Raw genomic sequence first — 17,692 nt, forward strand, 5'->3', positions numbered from 1 at the left:
GGGGGGGGGGCGACGGGCACCCGGGGGCGGAGGGGTCGCTGCGGGGGTGGGGGGTTGCGCCGAGTTGGGTCATGGGCGCGTCCTCCACCCTCCCCCTTGTGGGGAGGGGCGCGACGGAGGGGAGCGGGGTGGGGGGCGGCGCAGGGAAAGCGCTTTACGCGCACCCCCACCCCGATCCGCTACGCGGATCGACCCTCCCCACAAGGGGGAGGGTGAAGCTACCGCCACCCTCAAGTAATCACGCTCGGCTTGTCGCGGCCGGTGTGGCTCTTGATCCCGGCAATGTCGTCGGCGGCGGCGATCAGGTCTGCAAGGGCGAGCTGCGTGTCGAGATCATGCCTCGCCTTGTCTGGTTCGTAGCGCTCGATATAAAGGCGCAAGGTCGCGCCCGAGGTGCCGGTGCCGGAAAGCCGGAAGACGACGCGGGAGCCGCCTTCAAACAGCACCCTTATGCCCTGATGTTCGCTGGTCGAGCCGTCGACCGGGTCGTGATAGGCGAAATCGTCGGCATTGGCGATCTTCAGGCCGCGCACACTGGTGCCGGGCAGCGAACTCAGCTTGGCACGCAGTTCGTCGACCAGTGTGTTGGCGCGGTCGATTTCGACCTCCTCGTAGTCGTGGCGCGAATAGTAATTGCGCCCGTAGGTCGCCCAGTGCTCGGTGACGACCTCCTTGCAGCTTTCGCCGCGCGCGGCGAGGATGTTGAGCCACAGGAGCACAGCCCACAGGCCGTCCTTTTCGCGAACATGGTTGGAGCCGGTGCCGGCGCTCTCCTCGCCGCAGATGGTCGCCATGCCGGCATCGAGCAGGTTGCCGAAGAATTTCCAGCCGGTCGGCGTCTCGTAGATGCCGATGCCGAGTTTTTCGGCGACACGGTCGGCGGCGCCACTGGTTGGCATCGAGCGGGCGATGCCCTTCAGACCGTCCTTGTAGCCCGGCGCCAGGCGGGCATTGGCGGCAAGCATCGCCACCGAATCCGAGGGGGTGACGAAGATGCCTTTGCCGATGATCAGGTTGCGGTCGCCGTCGCCGTCCGAAGCAGCGCCGAAATCCGGCGCGTCCGGACCCATCATCTCGTCATAGAGATGCTTGGCATGGACGAGGTTCGGGTCCGGATGGTGGCCGCCGAAATTGGGCAGCGGCTTGAAGTTGCGGCAGGTGCCGTTGGGCGCACCGAGGCGGTTCTCGAGGATCTCCTTGGCATAGGGACCGGTCACCGCGTGCATGGCGTCGAAGCGCATGCGAAAACCCGATTTGAACAGTTTGCGCAGAGCGTCGAAGTCGAACAGGCTTTCCATCAGCGCGGCATAGTCGGCGACCGGATCGATGATCTCGACGGTCATGCCGGCGGCCTTGACCGTGCCGATCGTATCGATGTCGATCGGATCGATGTCGGCGATCTTGAAGCTCGAAATCGCCTTGGTCTTGTCGAAGATCGCATCGGTCAGCTTTTCCGGTGCCGGACCGCCATTGCCGGCATTGTACTTGATGCCGAAATCCTCGTGCGGGCCGCCCGGATTGTGGCTGGCCGACAGGATGATGCCGCCGAAGGTCTTGTATTTGCGGATGACATGCGAGGCGGCCGGCGTCGACAGGATGCCGCCCTGCCCGACCATCACCTTGCCAAAGCCGTTGGCGGCCGCCATGGCGATGGCCTTCTGGATGACCTCGCGATTGTAGAAGCGGCCATCGCCGCCGATCACCAGGGTCTTGCCCTTGAAGCCGTCGAGCGCGTCGAAGATCGACTGGATGAAGTTCTCGGCATAGTGCTCCTGCTGGAACACGGGCACCTTCTTGCGCAGCCCCGACGTGCCGGGCTTCTGGTCTAAGTAGGGTTTGGTGGCAACGGTGCGTATCATGCTTCAGGCAACCCTTTTCGAAAGCAGCAGGCGATAGAGTTCGACATATTTTTCCGCGCTCTTCTCCCAAGACACATCGGCCTTCATGCCCTGGCGCTGGATGGTCTCGAAAGTCGCGGGGTTAGCATGGGCGTCGACCAGGCGGCGGATGGCGTGCAGCATCGCGCCGCCATTGCTGGGAGCAAACTGGAACCCTGTCGCCACGCCGGCGGCAATCGCCGCTTCATTGGCGTCGATGATGGTGTCGGCGAGGCCGCCGGTGCGGGCAACCACCGGCACGCAGCCATAGCGCAGGCCGTAAAGCTGCGTCAGTCCGCAGGGTTCGAAGCGCGACGGGATGATGATGGCGTCGCAGCCGCCCTGCATGGTGTGCGACAGCCCCTCATCATAGCCGACGACCACGCCGATGCGGCCGCGGTGGCGTGCAGCAGCGGCAAGCAGCGCTCCTTCGAGCCCGGCATCGCCCGAGCCCAGTATGGCCAGCCGCGCGCCCCTCGCGACGATGCCGTCGACCGCCGTCGCCAATATGTCCATGCCCTTCTGCCAGGTCAGGCGGCTGACGACACAGACGATCGGGCTGTCATCGCGATCGAGACCGAAGCGTTCCTCGACGGCGACCCTGTTCGGTGCCCGGGCCTTGAGCGTCGCGGCTGTATAGTTCGACACCAGATGCTTGTCGGTTTCCGCATCCCAGATGGCGGTGTCGATGCCGTTGACGATGCCGTAGAGATCGCTGGAGCGCATGTTGATCAGGCCATCGAGGCCCATGCCGAATTCCGCCGAGCGGATCTCCTGCGCATAGGTCGGGCTTACCGTGGTGATCGCCCAGGCGGCCTGCAGGCCGGCCTTGAGAAAGCCGACGCCGCCATAATATTCGACGCCGTCAAGCGCCATAGCCGCCGCCGGCAAGCCAAGCTCGCCGAAGATGCCGGCGCCGAACTGCCCCTGGAAGGCGAGATTGTGGACGGTCATCATGGACGGCGTGCCGACCGCCTTGCCGTAGCGCATGTAGGCAAGCGTCATCGCCGACTGCCAGTCATGGGCATGGACGATGTCGGGCAGGTAGCCTGAGATAGCGCCGCCGGCGATATCGGCGCCGGCCTGGCTGAGTGCTGCAAAGCGCCGCCAGTTGTCCGGCCAGTCCGCGCCCGAAGCATTGCCGTAAGGGCCGCCGGGACGGTCGAACAGATGCGGCGCGTCGAGCACGAACAACTCAAGCCCAGAAAGCTGGACCGAGTGGACGGCGGCCTTGCCGCCTTGCAACAGGGGGTATTGCAGGACAGCCTTCTTTTTCTTGAAGGCCGCCATTACCGTCGGAAAGCCCGGAATGAGCGTGCGCATCCTCACGCCCTTGGCGGCGAGCGCGATGGGCAGCGCGCCGGTCACATCGGCAAGCCCGCCGGTCTTGATCAGCGGAAATATCTCGGGCGTGACCGACAGAACCTGCATGCGTCTATCCGATCCAGTCCAATTCTTTGTTTGCAAGCGATTCCGGACGGAAAACCGTTTCACACTTTTCCTGGAATTGCTCTAGAGCCCGAGTTTGTTGATCATATCCTGTGTGATCAGACAGATGCCTTTTTCCGAAACACGGAAGCGCTTTGCGTCGAGCACGGCATCCTCGCCGACCACCAGCCCCTCCGGTATCCTTACACCGTGGTCGATGACGACGCGCTTCAACTTTGCGTTCCGGCCGACATGAACGTCGGGCAGCATGACGACCTCTTCCAGCGCCGAATAGGAATTGATGCGCGCACCTGTGAAGATCAGGCTCCTCTTCAGCGTCGCGCCGGAGACGATGCAATCGCCCGAGACCAGCGACGACACGGCCGAGCCACGCCTGCCATCCTCGTCATGGACGAATTTTGCGGGCGGCTTCAACTCGGCGTAGGTCCAGATCGGCCAGTCGCGGTCGTAGATGTCGAGCTCCGGCGTCACGTCGGTCAGGTCGATATTGGCTTCCCAATAGGCGTCCACCGTTCCGACATCGCGCCAGTAGGCTTCGTTCTCGGCGGTCGAGCGCACGCAGGACTTGGTGAACCGGTGGGCGATCGCCTTACCGTGCGTGACGATATAGGGGATGATGTCCTTGCCGAAGTCGCGGCTGGAGCCCGGCTCGGCGGCGTCGCGCCGCAGCTGCTCCATCAGGAATTTGGTCTTGAAGACGTAGATGCCCATCGAGGCCAAGGCGAATTCCGGGTTACCGGGGATGCCGGGGGGATCAGCGGGCTTTTCGACGAATGCGATGATGTTGTCCTTGGCATCGACATGCATGACGCCGAAGCCTGTCGCTTCCATGCGCGGCACTTCGAGGCAGCCGACGGTGACGTCGGCATTGGCGTCGACATGCTGACGCAGCATCATCTCGTAGTCCATCTTGTAGATGTGGTCGCCGGCGAGGATGACCATGTATTCCGGGCCATAGGCCTCGATGATGTCGATGTTCTGGTAGACGGCGTCCGCCGTGCCCTCATACCACTGCGTTTCCGAGACACGCTGGCTGGCCGGCAGGATGTCGAAGCTCTCGTTTCGCTCGGGCCGCAGGAAGTTCCAGCCGCGTTGCAAATGGCGGATCAGCGAATGCGCCTTGTACTGGGTGGCGACGCCGAGGCGGCGAATGCCGGAGTTGAGCGCGTTGGAAAGGGCGAAATCGATGATGCGCGTCTTGCCGCCGAAATAGACCGCGGGCTTGGCGCGTCGGTCGGTCAGTTCCTTGAGGCGGCTGCCACGGCCGCCGGCCAATACATAGGCCATGGCATCGCGCGCCAGCGGCTGGGTCCGTTTCAAGTCTGCCATTTCTACCCTCCCAAGTTACTCAGTCTCGCTATGTTATCAGGCCTTGACGGGCCTCAGTCGGCAACGAGTTCAAGCATGATCGTCGACAGCGGCGGCAAAAGCATCGTTGCCGAGATGGCTTTGCCCTCCGCCCTTGCCTCGACCAAGCCGCCATTGCCCATGCCGGAGCCGCCATATTCGGATGCGTCGGTGTTGATGATCTCGCGCCAGGTGCCGGCCTTCGGCAGCGGCACGCGGTAATTGTCGCGCGGCACCGGCGTGAAGTTGGAGATGACCGCCACCGGGCTGCCACCCGGCGCGTTGCGTACCCAGGCAAAGACCGAATTCTGGCTGTCGTCGACGATCAGCCAGGAAAAGCCTTCCGGTTCGCAGTCGCGGCCGTGCAATGCCGGGCGCGAGCGATAGAGATAGTTGAGGTCGCGCACCGTCTGCCAGACGCCGCGATGCGGGCGGAAATCGAGCAGGTTCCAGTCGAGCGCGCGCGCCTCGCTCCATTCGCGGCGCTGCGCGAATTCCTGCCCCATGAACAGCAGCTTCTTGCCGGGATAGCCCCACATGAAGCCGTAATACGCCCGCAAGGTCGCGAATTTCTGCCAGTCGTCGCCGGCCATCTTGCCAAGCAGCGTGCCTTTGCCGTGCACGACCTCGTCATGCGAGAGCGGCAGCACGAAATTCTCAGAGAAGGCGTAGGTCAGGCCGAAGGTCAGCTCGTTGTGGTGGTGCTTGCGGAAAATCGGCTCCTTGGAAAAATACTCCAGCGTGTCGTGCATGAAGCCCATGTTCCACTTGAAGCCGAAGCCCAGCCCGCCTTCATGCACCGGCGCCGAAACCTTCGGCCATGATGTCGATTCCTCGGCGATCGTCATGACGCCCGGATGATGCCCGTAGACCTCCTTGTTCATCTTCTGCAGGAAGCTGACCGCTTCGAGGTTCTCGCGGCCGCCCTTCTCGTTGGGAATCCATTCGCCGGCCTTGCGCGAATAGTCGAGATAAAGCATCGAAGCGACCGCATCGACGCGCAATCCGTCGACATGATATTTCTCGGCCCAGAACAGCGCGTTGTTGACCAGGAAAGACACCACCTCGCGGCGGCCGAAATTGTAGATCGCCGTGTTCCAGTCGGGGTGGAAGCCCTTGCGCGGATCGGCGTGTTCGTAGAGCGCGGTGCCGTCGAAATGGGCAAGGCCATGCGCGTCGACCGGAAAATGCGCCGGCACCCAGTCGAGGATGACGCCGACACCGGCGCGATGGGCGCCATCGACGAAACGGGCAAAGCCGTCCGGATCACCGAAACGGGCCGACGGCGCGTAGAGGCCAGTCGTCTGATAGCCCCACGACGGGTCATAGGGATGCTCGGAGATCGGCATGAATTCGATGTGCGTGAAACCGGTCTCGACCACATAGGGGATCAGCCGGCCGGCCAGTTCATCCCATGACAGGAACGCACCGTCGTCGCGAAGCTGCCAGGAGCCGGCATGGACTTCGTAGATCGAGATGGCCTCGCGCCGCGGATCGGCATTGCGCCAGAAGGTGCGGTGCGCCCCGTCGCCCCACTCATGCGCCGGCGGCACGGCGACAACAGACGCTGTGGCCGGACGCAGTTCGGATTTGAACGCAAACGGATCGGCCTTCAGCGGCAGTCTGACACCGTCGGGTCCAATGATCTCGTATTTGTAGGGTCGCCCGGCACCGATGTCGGGCACGAACAGTTCCCAGATGCCGGTGTCGCGGCGATCGCGCATCGTGTGGCGGCGGCCATCCCAGTCGTTGAAATCGCCGACCACCGAGACGCGCCGAGCATTGGGCGCCCAGACCGCGAAATGCACGCCGGTGGCGCCCTCATGATCGATGACATGCGCGCCGAGCTTGTCGAACAATCTGAGGTGCGAACCCTCGGCGATATAGTAATCATCCATCGGCCCGAGCACCGGGCCGAACGAATAGGGATCGGTCAGCCACCAGTCACCGCCGGCATTGCGCGCGTGGTAGCGCAGCGGCTGCCGCTTCCTGATCGACAATCTGCCTTCGAAGAAGCCGCCATCGTCCCGCCTCGTCAACTCACCAGCCTTGATGCCCGTCAGCGTGTAGGCGGTGACGGACTCCGCATGCGGAACGAAGCAACGGGCAAACAGGCTCTTGCCGATCTCATGGACACCAAGGACCGCGAAGGGATCTCCGTGCGTGCCGGCAACAATCGCCGCAACATCGCTGGCTGGCGCCAGTTCGTCCGGCCCGCTTGTCGCAGCGGTCGCGCGCGGCTTCCTCATCAGGCAGTGTCCCTCCCAGGGCACCAGGTTTGTTTCAGGTGATGTGGCTGACGCTCAACCCACATCACCGGGACCACGTTGTTCGTGGCCTCATGCAATCACATCAGACGGGTACGTTCCAGATTTCTTTCGCGTATTGGCGGATCGTGCGATCGGATGAGAACCAGCCGACACGCGCGACATTGCGGATCGCCTTGGCATACCAGTCCGGGCTGTTGCGCCAGACGGCGTCGACCTCACGCTGGGCGGCGGCGTAGGCATCGAAATCCGCCGCGACCATGAACCAGTCGCTCTCGTAGAGACCGTTGATGAGGTCGCGGTAGCGGTCGGGATCATCGGGCGAGAAGACGCCGGAGGAAACGGCAGCCACGGCTTGCGCCAGCTCGGGCGATGCTTCGATCACGCCACGCGGATTGTAGCCATTGTTGCGCCGCTCGGCGACTTCCGCGGTGGTCAGGCCAAAGATGAAGATGTTGTCGTCGCCGACGCACTCCTTGATCTCGACATTGGCGCCGTCGAGCGTGCCGATGGTCAGCGCGCCGTTGAGCGCGAACTTCATGTTGCCGGTGCCCGACGCTTCCATGCCCGCGGTCGAGATCTGCTCGGACAGGTCGGCGGCCGGCATCATGATTTCGGCCAGGCTGACATTGTAGTTCGGCAAGAACACCACCTTCAGCAAACCGCGGACGGCAGGATCGCGGTTGATGACCCTGGCGACGTCGTTGGCGAGTTTGATGATCAGCTTGGCGTTGTGATAGCTGGGCGCCGCCTTGCCGCCGAAGAATTTCACGCGCGGCATCCAGTCCCGTTCCGGATGCGAGCGGATCTGGTCGTAGAGCGCGATCGCCTCGAGGATGTTGAGGAGCTGGCGCTTGTATTCGTGGATGCGCTTGATCTGGATGTCGAACAGGGCCGAGGGGTCGACCTTGATGCCGAGCCGGTCGGCGACGAGATTGGCCAGCCGCGCCTTGTTCTGCCGCTTGACGCCCGCGAACTTTTCCCGAAACGCGCTGTCATCGGCGAAGCCGTCGAGCCCCTTGATGGCGTCGATGTCGTCGAGAAAGCGGTCGCCGATCGCCTCACGGGCGAGCGATGTCAGCCCGGGATTGCACTGTATCAGCCAGCGCCGCGGGGTGATGCCGTTGGTCTTGTTGTTGATGCGATCGGGATAGAGCCTGTGCAGGTCGGCGAACACCGTTTCCTTCATAAGCTCGGTATGCAGCGCCGAGACGCCGTTGATCGAGTGCGAACCGACAAAGGCAAGGTTGCCCATGCGCACGCGGCGGTCGCCATTCTCCTGGATCAGCGAGATGCGGCTGATCTGCTCGTCCGAGAACTGATTGGTGGCGCGGGCTTCGAGCAGCACCTGAGCATTGATGGCATAGACAATCTGCATATGGCGCGGCAAAAGCCGCTCGAACAGCGGCACCGGCCAGCTTTCCAGCGCCTCCGGCAGCAGCGTGTGGTTGGTGTAGCCGAAGGTGCGTATGGTGATATCCCAGGCCTGGTCGAAATCCATGCCGTGGACGTCCATCAAGAGCCGCATCAGCTCCGGCACGGCAATCGCCGGATGGGTGTCGTTCAAATGGATCGCCGCCTTGTCGGGCAGCGACTGCAAATCCCCATACTGGCTGAGATGCCGCTGGATGATGTCCTGCAGCGAAGCGGTCGAGAAGAAATACTCCTGCCGCAGCCTGAGCTCCTGCCCGGCCTTGTGGGAATCGGCGGGATAAAGCACGCGCGACAGCGCGTCCGCCTTGTTGCTTTCGGCCAGCGCGCCGATGTGATCGCCGGCATTGAACTTGTCGAGCAGGATCGGATCGACCGGCATGCCCGACCACAGCCGCAGCGTGTTGACGCGGTTTGCCCGCCAGCCGACGACCGGCGTGTCGTAGGCGACAGCCAGGACATGGTCGGTCGGCTTCCAGACATGGCGCTCCAGCCGGCCGTCCTTCGACGTGATCGATTCCACCGAACCCCCGAAACCGACTTCGAAAGAGCGTTCGCGCCGTTCGAACTCCCAGGGGTTGCCGTGGTCGAGCCAGGTCTCCGGCAGCTCGACCTGCCAGCCGTCGTGGATCTCCTGGCGGAACATGCCGTTGGCATAGCGGATGCCGTAGCCATGTGCGGGAATGTCGACGGTGGCCATGCTTTCCATGAAGCAGGCGGCGAGCCGGCCGAGACCGCCATTGCCAAGTGCTGCATCCGGTTCGAGCCCGGCGATGAGGTCGAGGTCGACGCCGAGGGATTTGAGCGCCTCGCGCATATTGTCCATCAGGCCGAGATTGGAGAAGGCGTCCCGCATCAGCCGGCCGATGAGGAATTCCAGCGACAGGTAGTAGACGCGCTTTTCCTGCTGGGCGTAGGCCTCCTGCGTCGCCTGCATCCAGTGATCGACGATGCGGTCGCGCACGACCTTGATCGAGGCGGTGAGCCAGTCGTATTGCGTGGCGACGCTGGTGCCCTTGCCGACCCTGTATTTGAGGGCAAGCAAGACTTCGTCAGCAAGCGTCTTGGGGTCGGGGATTTCGAGAACGGGAGCTTCGGATGTCATCGTGTGCGTCATACTGCCTCTCGTGGTCGTACCGCGATCATACCGGCTTTCACCGCTACTCCCAGCCCATCCTAGTGCATTGCAGCATATGTTCAATCGATTTAGATCGACATGCTACCCGGTTCAGCTGCGGGAATTTACCAGTGAAGGCAGATCAGGCCGCCAACGCGTCCTCCGGCGGCTTCTTCGCGCCGGTCATGAGGGCAACGGCATCCGACATGGAAATCTGCTTCGGATCGACGACGCAAAGGCGTTTTCCAAGCCGGTGGATGTGGATGCGGTCCGCCACTTCGAAGACATGCGGCATGTTGTGTGAGATGAGCACGATCGGCAGGCCGCGCTTCTTGACGTCGAGAATCAGTTCGAGCACGCGGCGGCTCTCCTTGACGCCGAGCGCCGCCGTCGGCTCGTCCATGATCACCACGCGACTGCCGAAAGCAGCAGCGCGCGCCACCGCGACGCCCTGGCGCTGGCCGCCGGAGAGCGTTTCCACCGCCTGGCTGATGTTCTGGATGGTCATCAAGCCGAGCTCGGTAAGTTTGTCGCGGGCGCGCTTTTCCATCGCCGGACGGTCGAGCATCCGAAACCAACTGCCGAGCGGGCCCGGCTTACGGATTTCGCGGCCGAGGAACATGTTGTCGGCAATGGACAGCGCCGGCGACAGTGCCAGATTCTGGTAGACGGTCTCGATTCCGGCTTCGCGCGCCTCCATCGGCGATTTGAAGGCAACGGGTTTGCCTTCAAGCCGGATCTCGCCTTCGTCGGGCACGGCTGCGCCTGAAATCGCCTTGATGAGCGACGACTTGCCGGCGCCGTTGTCGCCGATGACAGCCAGGATCTCGCCGGGGTAGAGATCGAAGTCGGCATTGTCGAGGGCGGTGACGCGGCCATAGCGCTTGACCAGGCCCCGCGCGGTGAGAATGGGTTCCTGGGTCATGACTATGCCGATACCTTTCTGATCCATTGGTCGACCGCCACGGCGCCGATGATCAACACGCCGGTGAGCAGCACTTTCCATTGCGGATCGGCGCCGAGCATGTTGAGGCCCATGGAGACGACGCCGACGATCATCGCGCCGAACAGCGTGCCCAGGATCGAGCCGCGCCCGCCGAAGAGAGAAATACCGCCGATCACCGTCGCGGTGATCGCCTGCAGATTGTAGTCGGTGACGGCGGCCGACGGCGAGATCGAACCGTTGCGGCCGATGGAGACCCAGGCGGCGAAAGCGGCGATCAGCCCGGCAAGGGTGTAGACCGTCATCAGCACCTTCTTGGTCTGGATGCCCGACAGCTTCGCCGCCTCCTGGTCATCGCCGACGGCGTAGACATGGCGGCCCCAGGCCGTGTGGTTGAGTACGTACCACAGGAGGAGCACGAGCAGCACCATGGCAATGACGCCGAGCGTCAGCACCGCCGTGCCGACCTTGAAACTCAGGGCAAACAGATGCAGCAGCGGCGCCTGGACGTCGACATCGGTGTCGCGGATCGTCTCGTTGGCCGAATAGATGAAGTTCGTGGCCATGACGATGTTCCAGGTGCCAAGGGTCACGATGAAAGGCGGCAGTTTCATGTAGGCGACCAGCACCCCGTTGAGCAGCCCGCAGGCGGCACCGGCGGCAAGCCCGACCGCCACGGCGAGCACGCTCGGCAGGCCATAACTGACGGCGCAATTGCCCATGATCACGGCTGAAATCACCATGATGACGCCAACCGAGAGGTCGATGCCGGCGGTCAGGATGACCAGTGTCTGCGCCGCGCCCAGAATGCCGACGATGGCGATCTGCTGCAGGATCAGCGTCAGCGTGTAGGACGAAAAGAAGCGACTTCCGATGCTGATGCCGAAAACGATGATCGCCAGAACCAGCACGATCAGCGGCACCGCCGCCGGCGTTGAATGCAGGAAGTGCTGGATACGCCTGACTGCCGATTTGTGCTCGTCAAAGGCGGCAACGCTTGTGTCGCTGCCCGAGAGAACCTTCTCGAATTCCTGAGCCTGAGACATGTTTCCTCCCCGTTGGGTGTCAGCCACGCGCCGACACCCGTCCACGCCTGTCCGGTCTGTCGCCGGGATTGTTCGCGATCATGCGACCCATCGTCCACCCGAAGCGGCCCGGGATCAAGCCCCGACCGCTTCGGATTTATGGTTGCCGGTCAGACCAGCATCAGCCCCAGCACTTGGCGAGGCCTTCCTTGGTGTCGATGGACTTCACACCCTGGGCTGGCTTGTCGGTCACCAGGTTGACGCCGGTATCGAAGAAATTCTTGCCTTCGGTCGGCTTCGGCTTGGTTCCGTCCTTGGCGAAATTGGCGATCGCCTCGATGCCGAGCGCTGCCATCTGCAGCGGGTATTGCTGCGACGTCGCGCCGATCACGCCTTCCGTAACCGACTTCACGCCAGGGCAGCCGCCATCGACGGAGACGATCAGCACCTGCTTTTCGAGGCCGACCGCCTTGAGCGCCTGGTAGGCGCCGACGGCCGCCGGCTCGTTGATGGTGTGGATGACGTTGATGGAATTGTCCTTCTGCAGAAGGTTCTCCATCGCCTTGCGGCCGCCTTCCTCGTTGCCGTTGGTGACGTCGTGGCCGACGATGCGCGGATCGGTCTCGTCGCCGATCTTGTTGGGATCCTTCACGTCGATGCCGTAGCCCATCATGAAGCCCTGGTCGCGCAGCACGTCCACGGTCGGCTGCGAGGGCGTCAGGTCGAGGAAGCCGATCTTGGCGTCCTTGGCCTTATCGCCGAGCGTCGCGGCCGCCCAGGCTCCGATCAGCTTGCCGGCTTCCAGATTGTCGGTGGCGAAGGTCGCGTCGGCGGCGTCGATCGGATCGAGCGGCGTGTCGAGCGCGATCACCAGCAGGCCGGCGTCACGCGCCTTCTTAACCGTCGGCACGATGCCCTTGGTGTCGGAAGCGGTGATCAGGATGCCCTTGGCGCCGTCGGCAATGCAGCTTTCGATCGCCGCCACCTGGCTCTCGCTGTCGCCGTCGATCTTGCCGGCATAGGTCTTGAGGTCGACGCCGAGCTCCTTGGCCTTCGCCGTGGCACCTTCCTTCATCTTGACGAAGAAGGGATTGGTGTCGGTCTTGGTGATCAGGCAGGCGCCGACACCTGCGGCGGATGCGGACGAGGCAAACGCCATCAGGCCCAGAGCGGCCGCCGCAAAAACGGTGGACTTCAACAGTTTTGTATTGGTCACGATTTTCCTCCCAGTGGAACCATTCCGGATGCCGGCCAACCGGCATCTACGGCGCATCCAACGAATTTCTCCCAGCGTGGACGCCGCCTCAACAGACACCAGACCGAGCTGCCTGTCAATAATTAAATCACTCTTATTTATTATTGACAGTCTTGCGCCATTCACCCATTCTGGCCCAAAAGCCTTTTGGGGGAAACGACGGGAGGAACAGGGTGGAAACCGCCATTGCGAGGCACGGTTCGCCCGAAGCGAATGAGAGCCTTATTCACCGCGGCACCAACCAGAGCGGCATGCGCGACCACAACGAGCGGTTGGTGCTCTCGCTGGTGCGCCAGCACGGCAGCCTGGCGAAATCCGACATCGCGCGGATGACGGGGCTTTCGGCGCAAACGGTTTCGGTCATCATGCGCGAACTCGAGGAGGAAGGCCTGCTTGTCCGCCAGGCGCCCTTGCGCGGCAAAATCGGCCAGCCCTCCATCCCAATGGCGCTCAATCCGGAGGGTGCATTCTTCATCGGCCTCAAGATCGGCCGCCGCAGTGCGGAACTGGTGCTGATCGACTTTCTCGGCAATGTGCGCTCGATGCTGCAGCACTCCTATCGCTATCCGGCACCGCGCGAGACGGTCGAATTCGTCACCGATGGCATGAAGAGGATGCGCGGCGAACTGACGCCGGCGCAGGACAAGCGCATCGCCGGCCTCGGCATCGCCATGCCGTTCGAACTGTGGAACTGGGCCGACACCGCCGGTGCGCCGCGCGACGTCATGGACGAGTGGCGCCACCGCGACATCCGGTCCGACATCCAGGCGCAGTGCGATTTTCCGGTCTATCTGCAGAACGACGCCACCTCGGCCTGCGGCGCCGAGCTCGTCTTCGGCCAAGCGGGTGCAGCGCGTGACTTCGTCTATTTCTACATCGGTGCGTTCGCCGGCGGCGGCATCGTGCTCAATGGCCGGCTTTTCGGTGGCCCGACGGGCAATGCCGGGGCGCTTGGCTCCATGCCGGTGCCTGGGCCGGACGGAAAGCCGACCCAATTGATCGACGTGGCGTCCATCGCCATGCTGGAAAAGGCGCTCAATGCCCGTGGCGTCGAGGCCTCGCATCTGTGGACCTCGCCTGAGGACTGGGGCGAGATCGGCGCTGAGCTCGACAACTGGATCGCCAGTGCCTCACAGGCGCTTGCCTATGCCATCGTGGCGGCGTCCGCGGTCATCGATTTCGAGGCGGCGGTGATCGACGGGTGGATGCCGAAGGCGGTGCGCCGCCGGCTGGTCGATGCCATCATCGCGGCCATCGCCACAATCGACGGCGAAGGCCTGAAACTTCCCGCCGTTCGCGAAGGAACTGTTGGCATCCATGCCCGGGCGCTCGGCGGCGCCAGCCTGCCGCTTTCCGAACGCTTCCTGATCGGCTCGACGACGATTTCCAGGAGCGCCTGAATGCTGATCGGGATCCCGGCGCTGCTCGGTCCGGAGCTTCTGGCGACATTGCGCGCCATGGGGCATGGCGACGAGATCGCCCTCGTTGACGGAAACTACCCGGCCGAGGAGCAGGCAAGGCGCCTCATCAGGGCCGACGGTCATCCGCTCATTCCAGTGCTCGACGCGATCCTGAGCGTCCTGCCGGTGGACGACGCGGTACCGGAAGCACTGTTTCGCGCCTCTGTGAAAGGCGACCCGTCGAGGGCCGATCCTGTCCACCACGAGATGGAGGCGATCTGCGCCAAACTGGTGCCGGGCCGCAAGGTGGTTGCGCTGGCCGGCGCCGACTTCTATGCACGGGTCAAATCGGCGCATGCCATCGTCGCGACAAGCGAACCCAGGCTCTACGCCAACATCATCATCCGCAAGGGCGTGATTTATCCGCCGGAGACCAGGAAGCCATGATCCTCTGCTGCGGCGAAGCCCTGATCGATATGCTGCCGCGCACCACGACGCAGGGCGAGCCGGCCTTTGCCCCCTATGTCGGCGGCGCCGTTTTCAACACGGCGATCGCGCTTGGCCGGCTTGGCGCGCCGGCCGGCTTCTTTTCGGGCCTGTCGTCGGATCTTTTCGGCGGCCAGTTCCGGGACGCACTTGGGGCGAGCAAGGTCAGCTCCACCTATGCGCACACCTCACCGCGACCGACGACACTCGCCTTCGTGCGGCTCACCAACGGCCAGGCGACCTACACCTTCTACGACGAGAACACCGCCGGGCGCATGCTGACCATCGACGACCTGCCGGCGCTCGGCAGCGAGATCGAGGCCATGCTGTTCGGCGCCATCAGCCTGATCTCGGAGCCTGCCGGCAGCGCCTATGAAGAGTTCATGAAGCGCGAGCATGAAAGCCGCGTCATGATGCTCGATCCGAACATCCGTCCGAACTTCATCCCGGACAAGGCAAAACACCTCAAGCGCATCCGCGCCATGATGGCGATGGCCGATATCGTGAAACTGTCGGACGAGGATCTCAACTGGTTCGGCGAAGCCGGCTCGCACGAGGATGTCGTGCGCAACTGGCTCGACCGCGGCCCGAAGCTGATCGTCGTCACCCATGGCAGCGAAGGTGCCGTCGGCTACACCAGGGATCACGCCGTCACGGTGATGCCGGACAAGGTCGAAGTGGTCGACACGGTCGGCGCCGGCGACACGTTCAATGCCGGCATCCTCGCATCCCTGCACGAGCAGGGCCTGCTGACGAAAAGGGCAATCGCCGGTTTGTCGAAAGAGGCCATCCACAAGGCGCTGGCGCTCGGCGCCAAGGCGGCGGCGGTGACGGTGTCACGGGCCGGCGCCAATCCCCCCTGGCGGCATGAAATCGCCTGAATGCCGCTCAACTTAAGTTGAGCCAGCCGATCACTTTATGTTTCGCAGGGCTGCTCCGCGCGATTATAAAGGCGCGATTGCGCCCGACGAAGCCCGGATTTCCGGCATCTTGTGAAGACACGCCGGAAAAGACAGGTAACGGACCGCGACACCTCTGCAATTCGCGGCTCTGCCCGTCCGCTTTCTCGGCTGGCGCAACTCTGGTACCAGCGGGCCGATATCTGGCTAAACCGCCTTGTTAAACCGTTTGAGGCCGACATGCAGTTCATCGATCTTGGCGCGCAGCGCGAACGTATCCGCGACCGGCTGAAGGCCGCGATCGACCGTGTGGTCGAGGAAGGCCGATATATCCTCGGGCCGCAGGTCACCGAATTCGAGAACAAGCTCGCCGCCTATATCGGCACCAAGCATGTCGTGGCCTGTGCCAACGGCACCGACGCGCTGCTGCTGCCGTTGTTTGCAGCCGGCATCGGTCCGGGCGATGCGGTGTTCGTGCCGAGCTTCACCTTTGCCGCCACCGCCGAAGTGGTGGCGCTGGCCAAGGCGGAACCCGTCTTCGTCGATGTCGACCCTGAAACCTACAACATCGACATCGCCAGCCTCGAGGCGGCCATCGCCATGATCAAGAAGGAAGGCCGGCTGAAGCCGAAGGCGATCATCCCCGTCGACCTGTTCGGCCTTGCCGCAGACTACGAAGCCATCATGGCCATTGCCAATCGCGAAGGGCTGTTGGTGATCGAGGACGCCGCCCAGTCGATGGGCGGGTCGCTTGACGGCAAGATGTGCGGTGCCTTCGGCCATGTCGGCTCGACCAGCTTCTATCCGGCCAAGCCGCTTGGCTGCTATGGCGACGGCGGCGCGATGTTCACCAACGATGACGCGCTGGCCGACAAGCTGCGTTCCTTCGCCTTCCACGGCAAGGGCGAGACGCAATATGACAACATCCGTATCGGCATCAATTCGCGGCTCGACACGCTGCAGGCAGCGATCCTCATCGAGAAGCTCGCCATTCTCGAAGACGAGATGGTTGCGCGCCAGGTGGTGGCAAATCGCTATGCCGAGGGGCTTGGCGATATCGTGACGGCGGCCCGCAACCTCGACGGCAGCTGTTCGGCCTGGGCGCAGTATGCCATCGAGACGCCCAAGCGCGACGGATTGAAGGCACATCTCGGCGAAAAGGGCATTCCGTCTGTCATCTACTACGTCAAGCCGCTGCATGCCCAGATCGCCTATCGCGACTACCCGCGCACGCCGACCGGTCTTGCCGTCTCGGAGGAACTGCCGAAGCGCATCCTGTGCCTGCCGATGCACCCTTATCTCAGCGAAGCCGACCAGGACCGGATCATCGAGACGATCCGCAACTATATCGGCTCGAACTCGGCGCAGGCCGCAGCCGAGTAGCCAGCAACCAATATCAGGCGGGGCTCGCCCCTGCCCTGCCGCTGGCTATGAAATGCGGATTGGCGAAATCCTCGTCATCGGCCTGATCGCGCTTGCCGTAGGTCAAAGGCTTCCCGTCCAGCGTGCGTGTCGTGCCGCCCGCCGCGCGCAGCACGGCGTCGCCCGCCGCGGTGTCCCATTCCATGGTGCGGCCGAAGCGCGGATAGACATCCGCCTCGGCGCTGGCGAGAAGACAGAATTTCAGGGAGGATCCGACCGAGACGATCTCGGCGGCACCGAGATCGCGAATATAGGCTTCGGTTTCCGGCGTGTTGTGGGAGCGGCTGGCAACCACGGCCAGCGGAACCACGGCCGTTCTCACCGCAATCGGCCGGCGAGCGACGATCTGGTAGTCGCCATCGATTTCGAGGGATTCCGCCCTGCCCGGCCGGCCGGAAAAGAAGCGGCCGGTGCAAGGGGCGAAGACGACGCCGACTTCCGGCACGCCACGCCGGACAAGCGCTATGTTGACGGTGAAATCGGTCCGGCGATTGACGAATTCCTTGGTGCCGTCGAGCGGATCGATGAGGAAGAAGGCGTCGCCAAGATCGGTCGGCATGATTCCGGCCGCCGCTTCTTCCTCGGCCACGCACGGAATGTCGGGAAATGCGGCGCGCAGGCCGGCGAGGATGATCTTCTCGCTCTCGCGATCCGCCTCGGTCACCGGCGAGGCGTCCGATTTGCGGTCGACCGCGCAGCCGGCGTGGAATACGCGCATGACCTCGCGCCCGGCCGCCAGGGCCAGCCGCTCGAAGGTTTCAAGCATCAGCCCGT

13 protein-coding genes are annotated in these 17,692 nt (G+C 63.4%); 4 read left to right on the top strand and 9 right to left on the bottom strand.

Translation table 11 applies throughout. The features are described from left to right. Positions 1–230 precede the first annotated feature (230 nt). From JT360_RS20040 to JT360_RS20075, 8 genes are all read right to left on the bottom strand, one after another. On the bottom strand, positions 231–1,859 hold the full coding sequence (locus JT360_RS20040) for an alpha-D-glucose phosphate-specific phosphoglucomutase (protein ID WP_214473470.1): 1,629 nt from the start codon (positions 1,857–1,859) through the stop codon (positions 231–233). 3 nt (positions 1,860–1,862) lie between these two features. Then, on the bottom strand, positions 1,863–3,308 hold the full coding sequence (glgA, locus tag JT360_RS20045) for a glycogen synthase GlgA (RefSeq protein ID WP_214473472.1): 1,446 nt from the start codon (positions 3,306–3,308) through the stop codon (positions 1,863–1,865). An 81-nt stretch (positions 3,309–3,389) separates the two neighbouring features. Then, positions 3,390–4,655 carry a glucose-1-phosphate adenylyltransferase gene (glgC, locus tag JT360_RS20050; protein WP_214473477.1) on the bottom strand — a complete coding sequence of 422 codons (1,266 nt, stop codon included), beginning with the start codon at positions 4,653–4,655 and terminating at the stop codon, positions 3,390–3,392. 53 nt (positions 4,656–4,708) lie between these two features. Further along, positions 4,709–6,922: a 1,4-alpha-glucan branching protein GlgB gene (glgB, locus tag JT360_RS20055; protein ID WP_214473483.1), complete on the bottom strand. Its 2,214-nt coding sequence runs from the start codon at positions 6,920–6,922 to the stop codon at positions 4,709–4,711. A 103-nt stretch (positions 6,923–7,025) separates the two neighbouring features. Then, on the bottom strand, positions 7,026–9,488 hold the full coding sequence (locus tag JT360_RS20060) for a glycogen/starch/alpha-glucan phosphorylase (protein WP_214473485.1): 2,463 nt from the start codon (positions 9,486–9,488) through the stop codon (positions 7,026–7,028). Between the two features lie 142 nt (positions 9,489–9,630). Continuing rightward, positions 9,631–10,413 carry an ATP-binding cassette domain-containing protein gene (locus tag JT360_RS20065; protein WP_214473576.1) on the bottom strand — a complete coding sequence of 261 codons (783 nt, stop codon included), beginning with the start codon at positions 10,411–10,413 and terminating at the stop codon, positions 9,631–9,633. A 2-nt stretch (positions 10,414–10,415) separates the two neighbouring features. Next, entirely contained in the window at positions 10,416–11,477 is a 1,062-nt protein-coding gene (locus JT360_RS20070) for an ABC transporter permease (RefSeq protein WP_214473487.1), read from the bottom strand. Positions 11,478–11,637: 160 nt separating this feature from the next. After that, positions 11,638–12,615 (bottom strand): sugar ABC transporter substrate-binding protein, encoded by a 978-nt coding sequence (locus tag JT360_RS20075; RefSeq protein WP_502845480.1) that lies wholly within the window; start codon positions 12,613–12,615, stop codon positions 11,638–11,640. 269 nt (positions 12,616–12,884) lie between these two features. Between JT360_RS20075 and JT360_RS20080 the strand changes: the two genes are divergently transcribed. From JT360_RS20080 to JT360_RS20095, 4 genes are all read left to right on the top strand, one after another. After that, positions 12,885–14,111 (top strand): ROK family transcriptional regulator, encoded by a 1,227-nt coding sequence (locus JT360_RS20080; protein ID WP_214473488.1) that lies wholly within the window; start codon positions 12,885–12,887, stop codon positions 14,109–14,111. Beyond that, positions 14,112–14,558 (top strand): RbsD/FucU family protein, encoded by a 447-nt coding sequence (locus JT360_RS20085; protein WP_214473489.1) that lies wholly within the window; start codon positions 14,112–14,114, stop codon positions 14,556–14,558. It abuts the gene before it with no gap. Next, positions 14,555–15,478 (top strand): carbohydrate kinase family protein, encoded by a 924-nt coding sequence (locus JT360_RS20090; RefSeq protein ID WP_214473490.1) that lies wholly within the window; start codon positions 14,555–14,557, stop codon positions 15,476–15,478. Before JT360_RS20085 ends, JT360_RS20090 begins: the two co-directional genes overlap by 4 nt. Before the next feature lie 258 nt (positions 15,479–15,736). After that, on the top strand, positions 15,737–16,879 hold the full coding sequence (locus tag JT360_RS20095) for a DegT/DnrJ/EryC1/StrS family aminotransferase (protein WP_214473491.1): 1,143 nt from the start codon (positions 15,737–15,739) through the stop codon (positions 16,877–16,879). A gap of 13 nt (positions 16,880–16,892) precedes the next feature. Here JT360_RS20095 and cysQ read toward each other — a convergent pair whose 3' ends face one another. Continuing rightward, positions 16,893–17,684, bottom strand: coding sequence for a 3'(2'),5'-bisphosphate nucleotidase CysQ (gene cysQ / locus JT360_RS20100; protein WP_214473578.1), 792 nt, complete (start codon positions 17,682–17,684; stop codon positions 16,893–16,895). Positions 17,685–17,692: the final 8 nt, after the last annotated feature.

Origin of the sequence: Mesorhizobium sp. dw_380 (genome assembly GCF_018588885.1) — a bacterium.
Classification (GTDB): Bacteria; Pseudomonadota; Alphaproteobacteria; order Rhizobiales; family Rhizobiaceae; genus Mesorhizobium.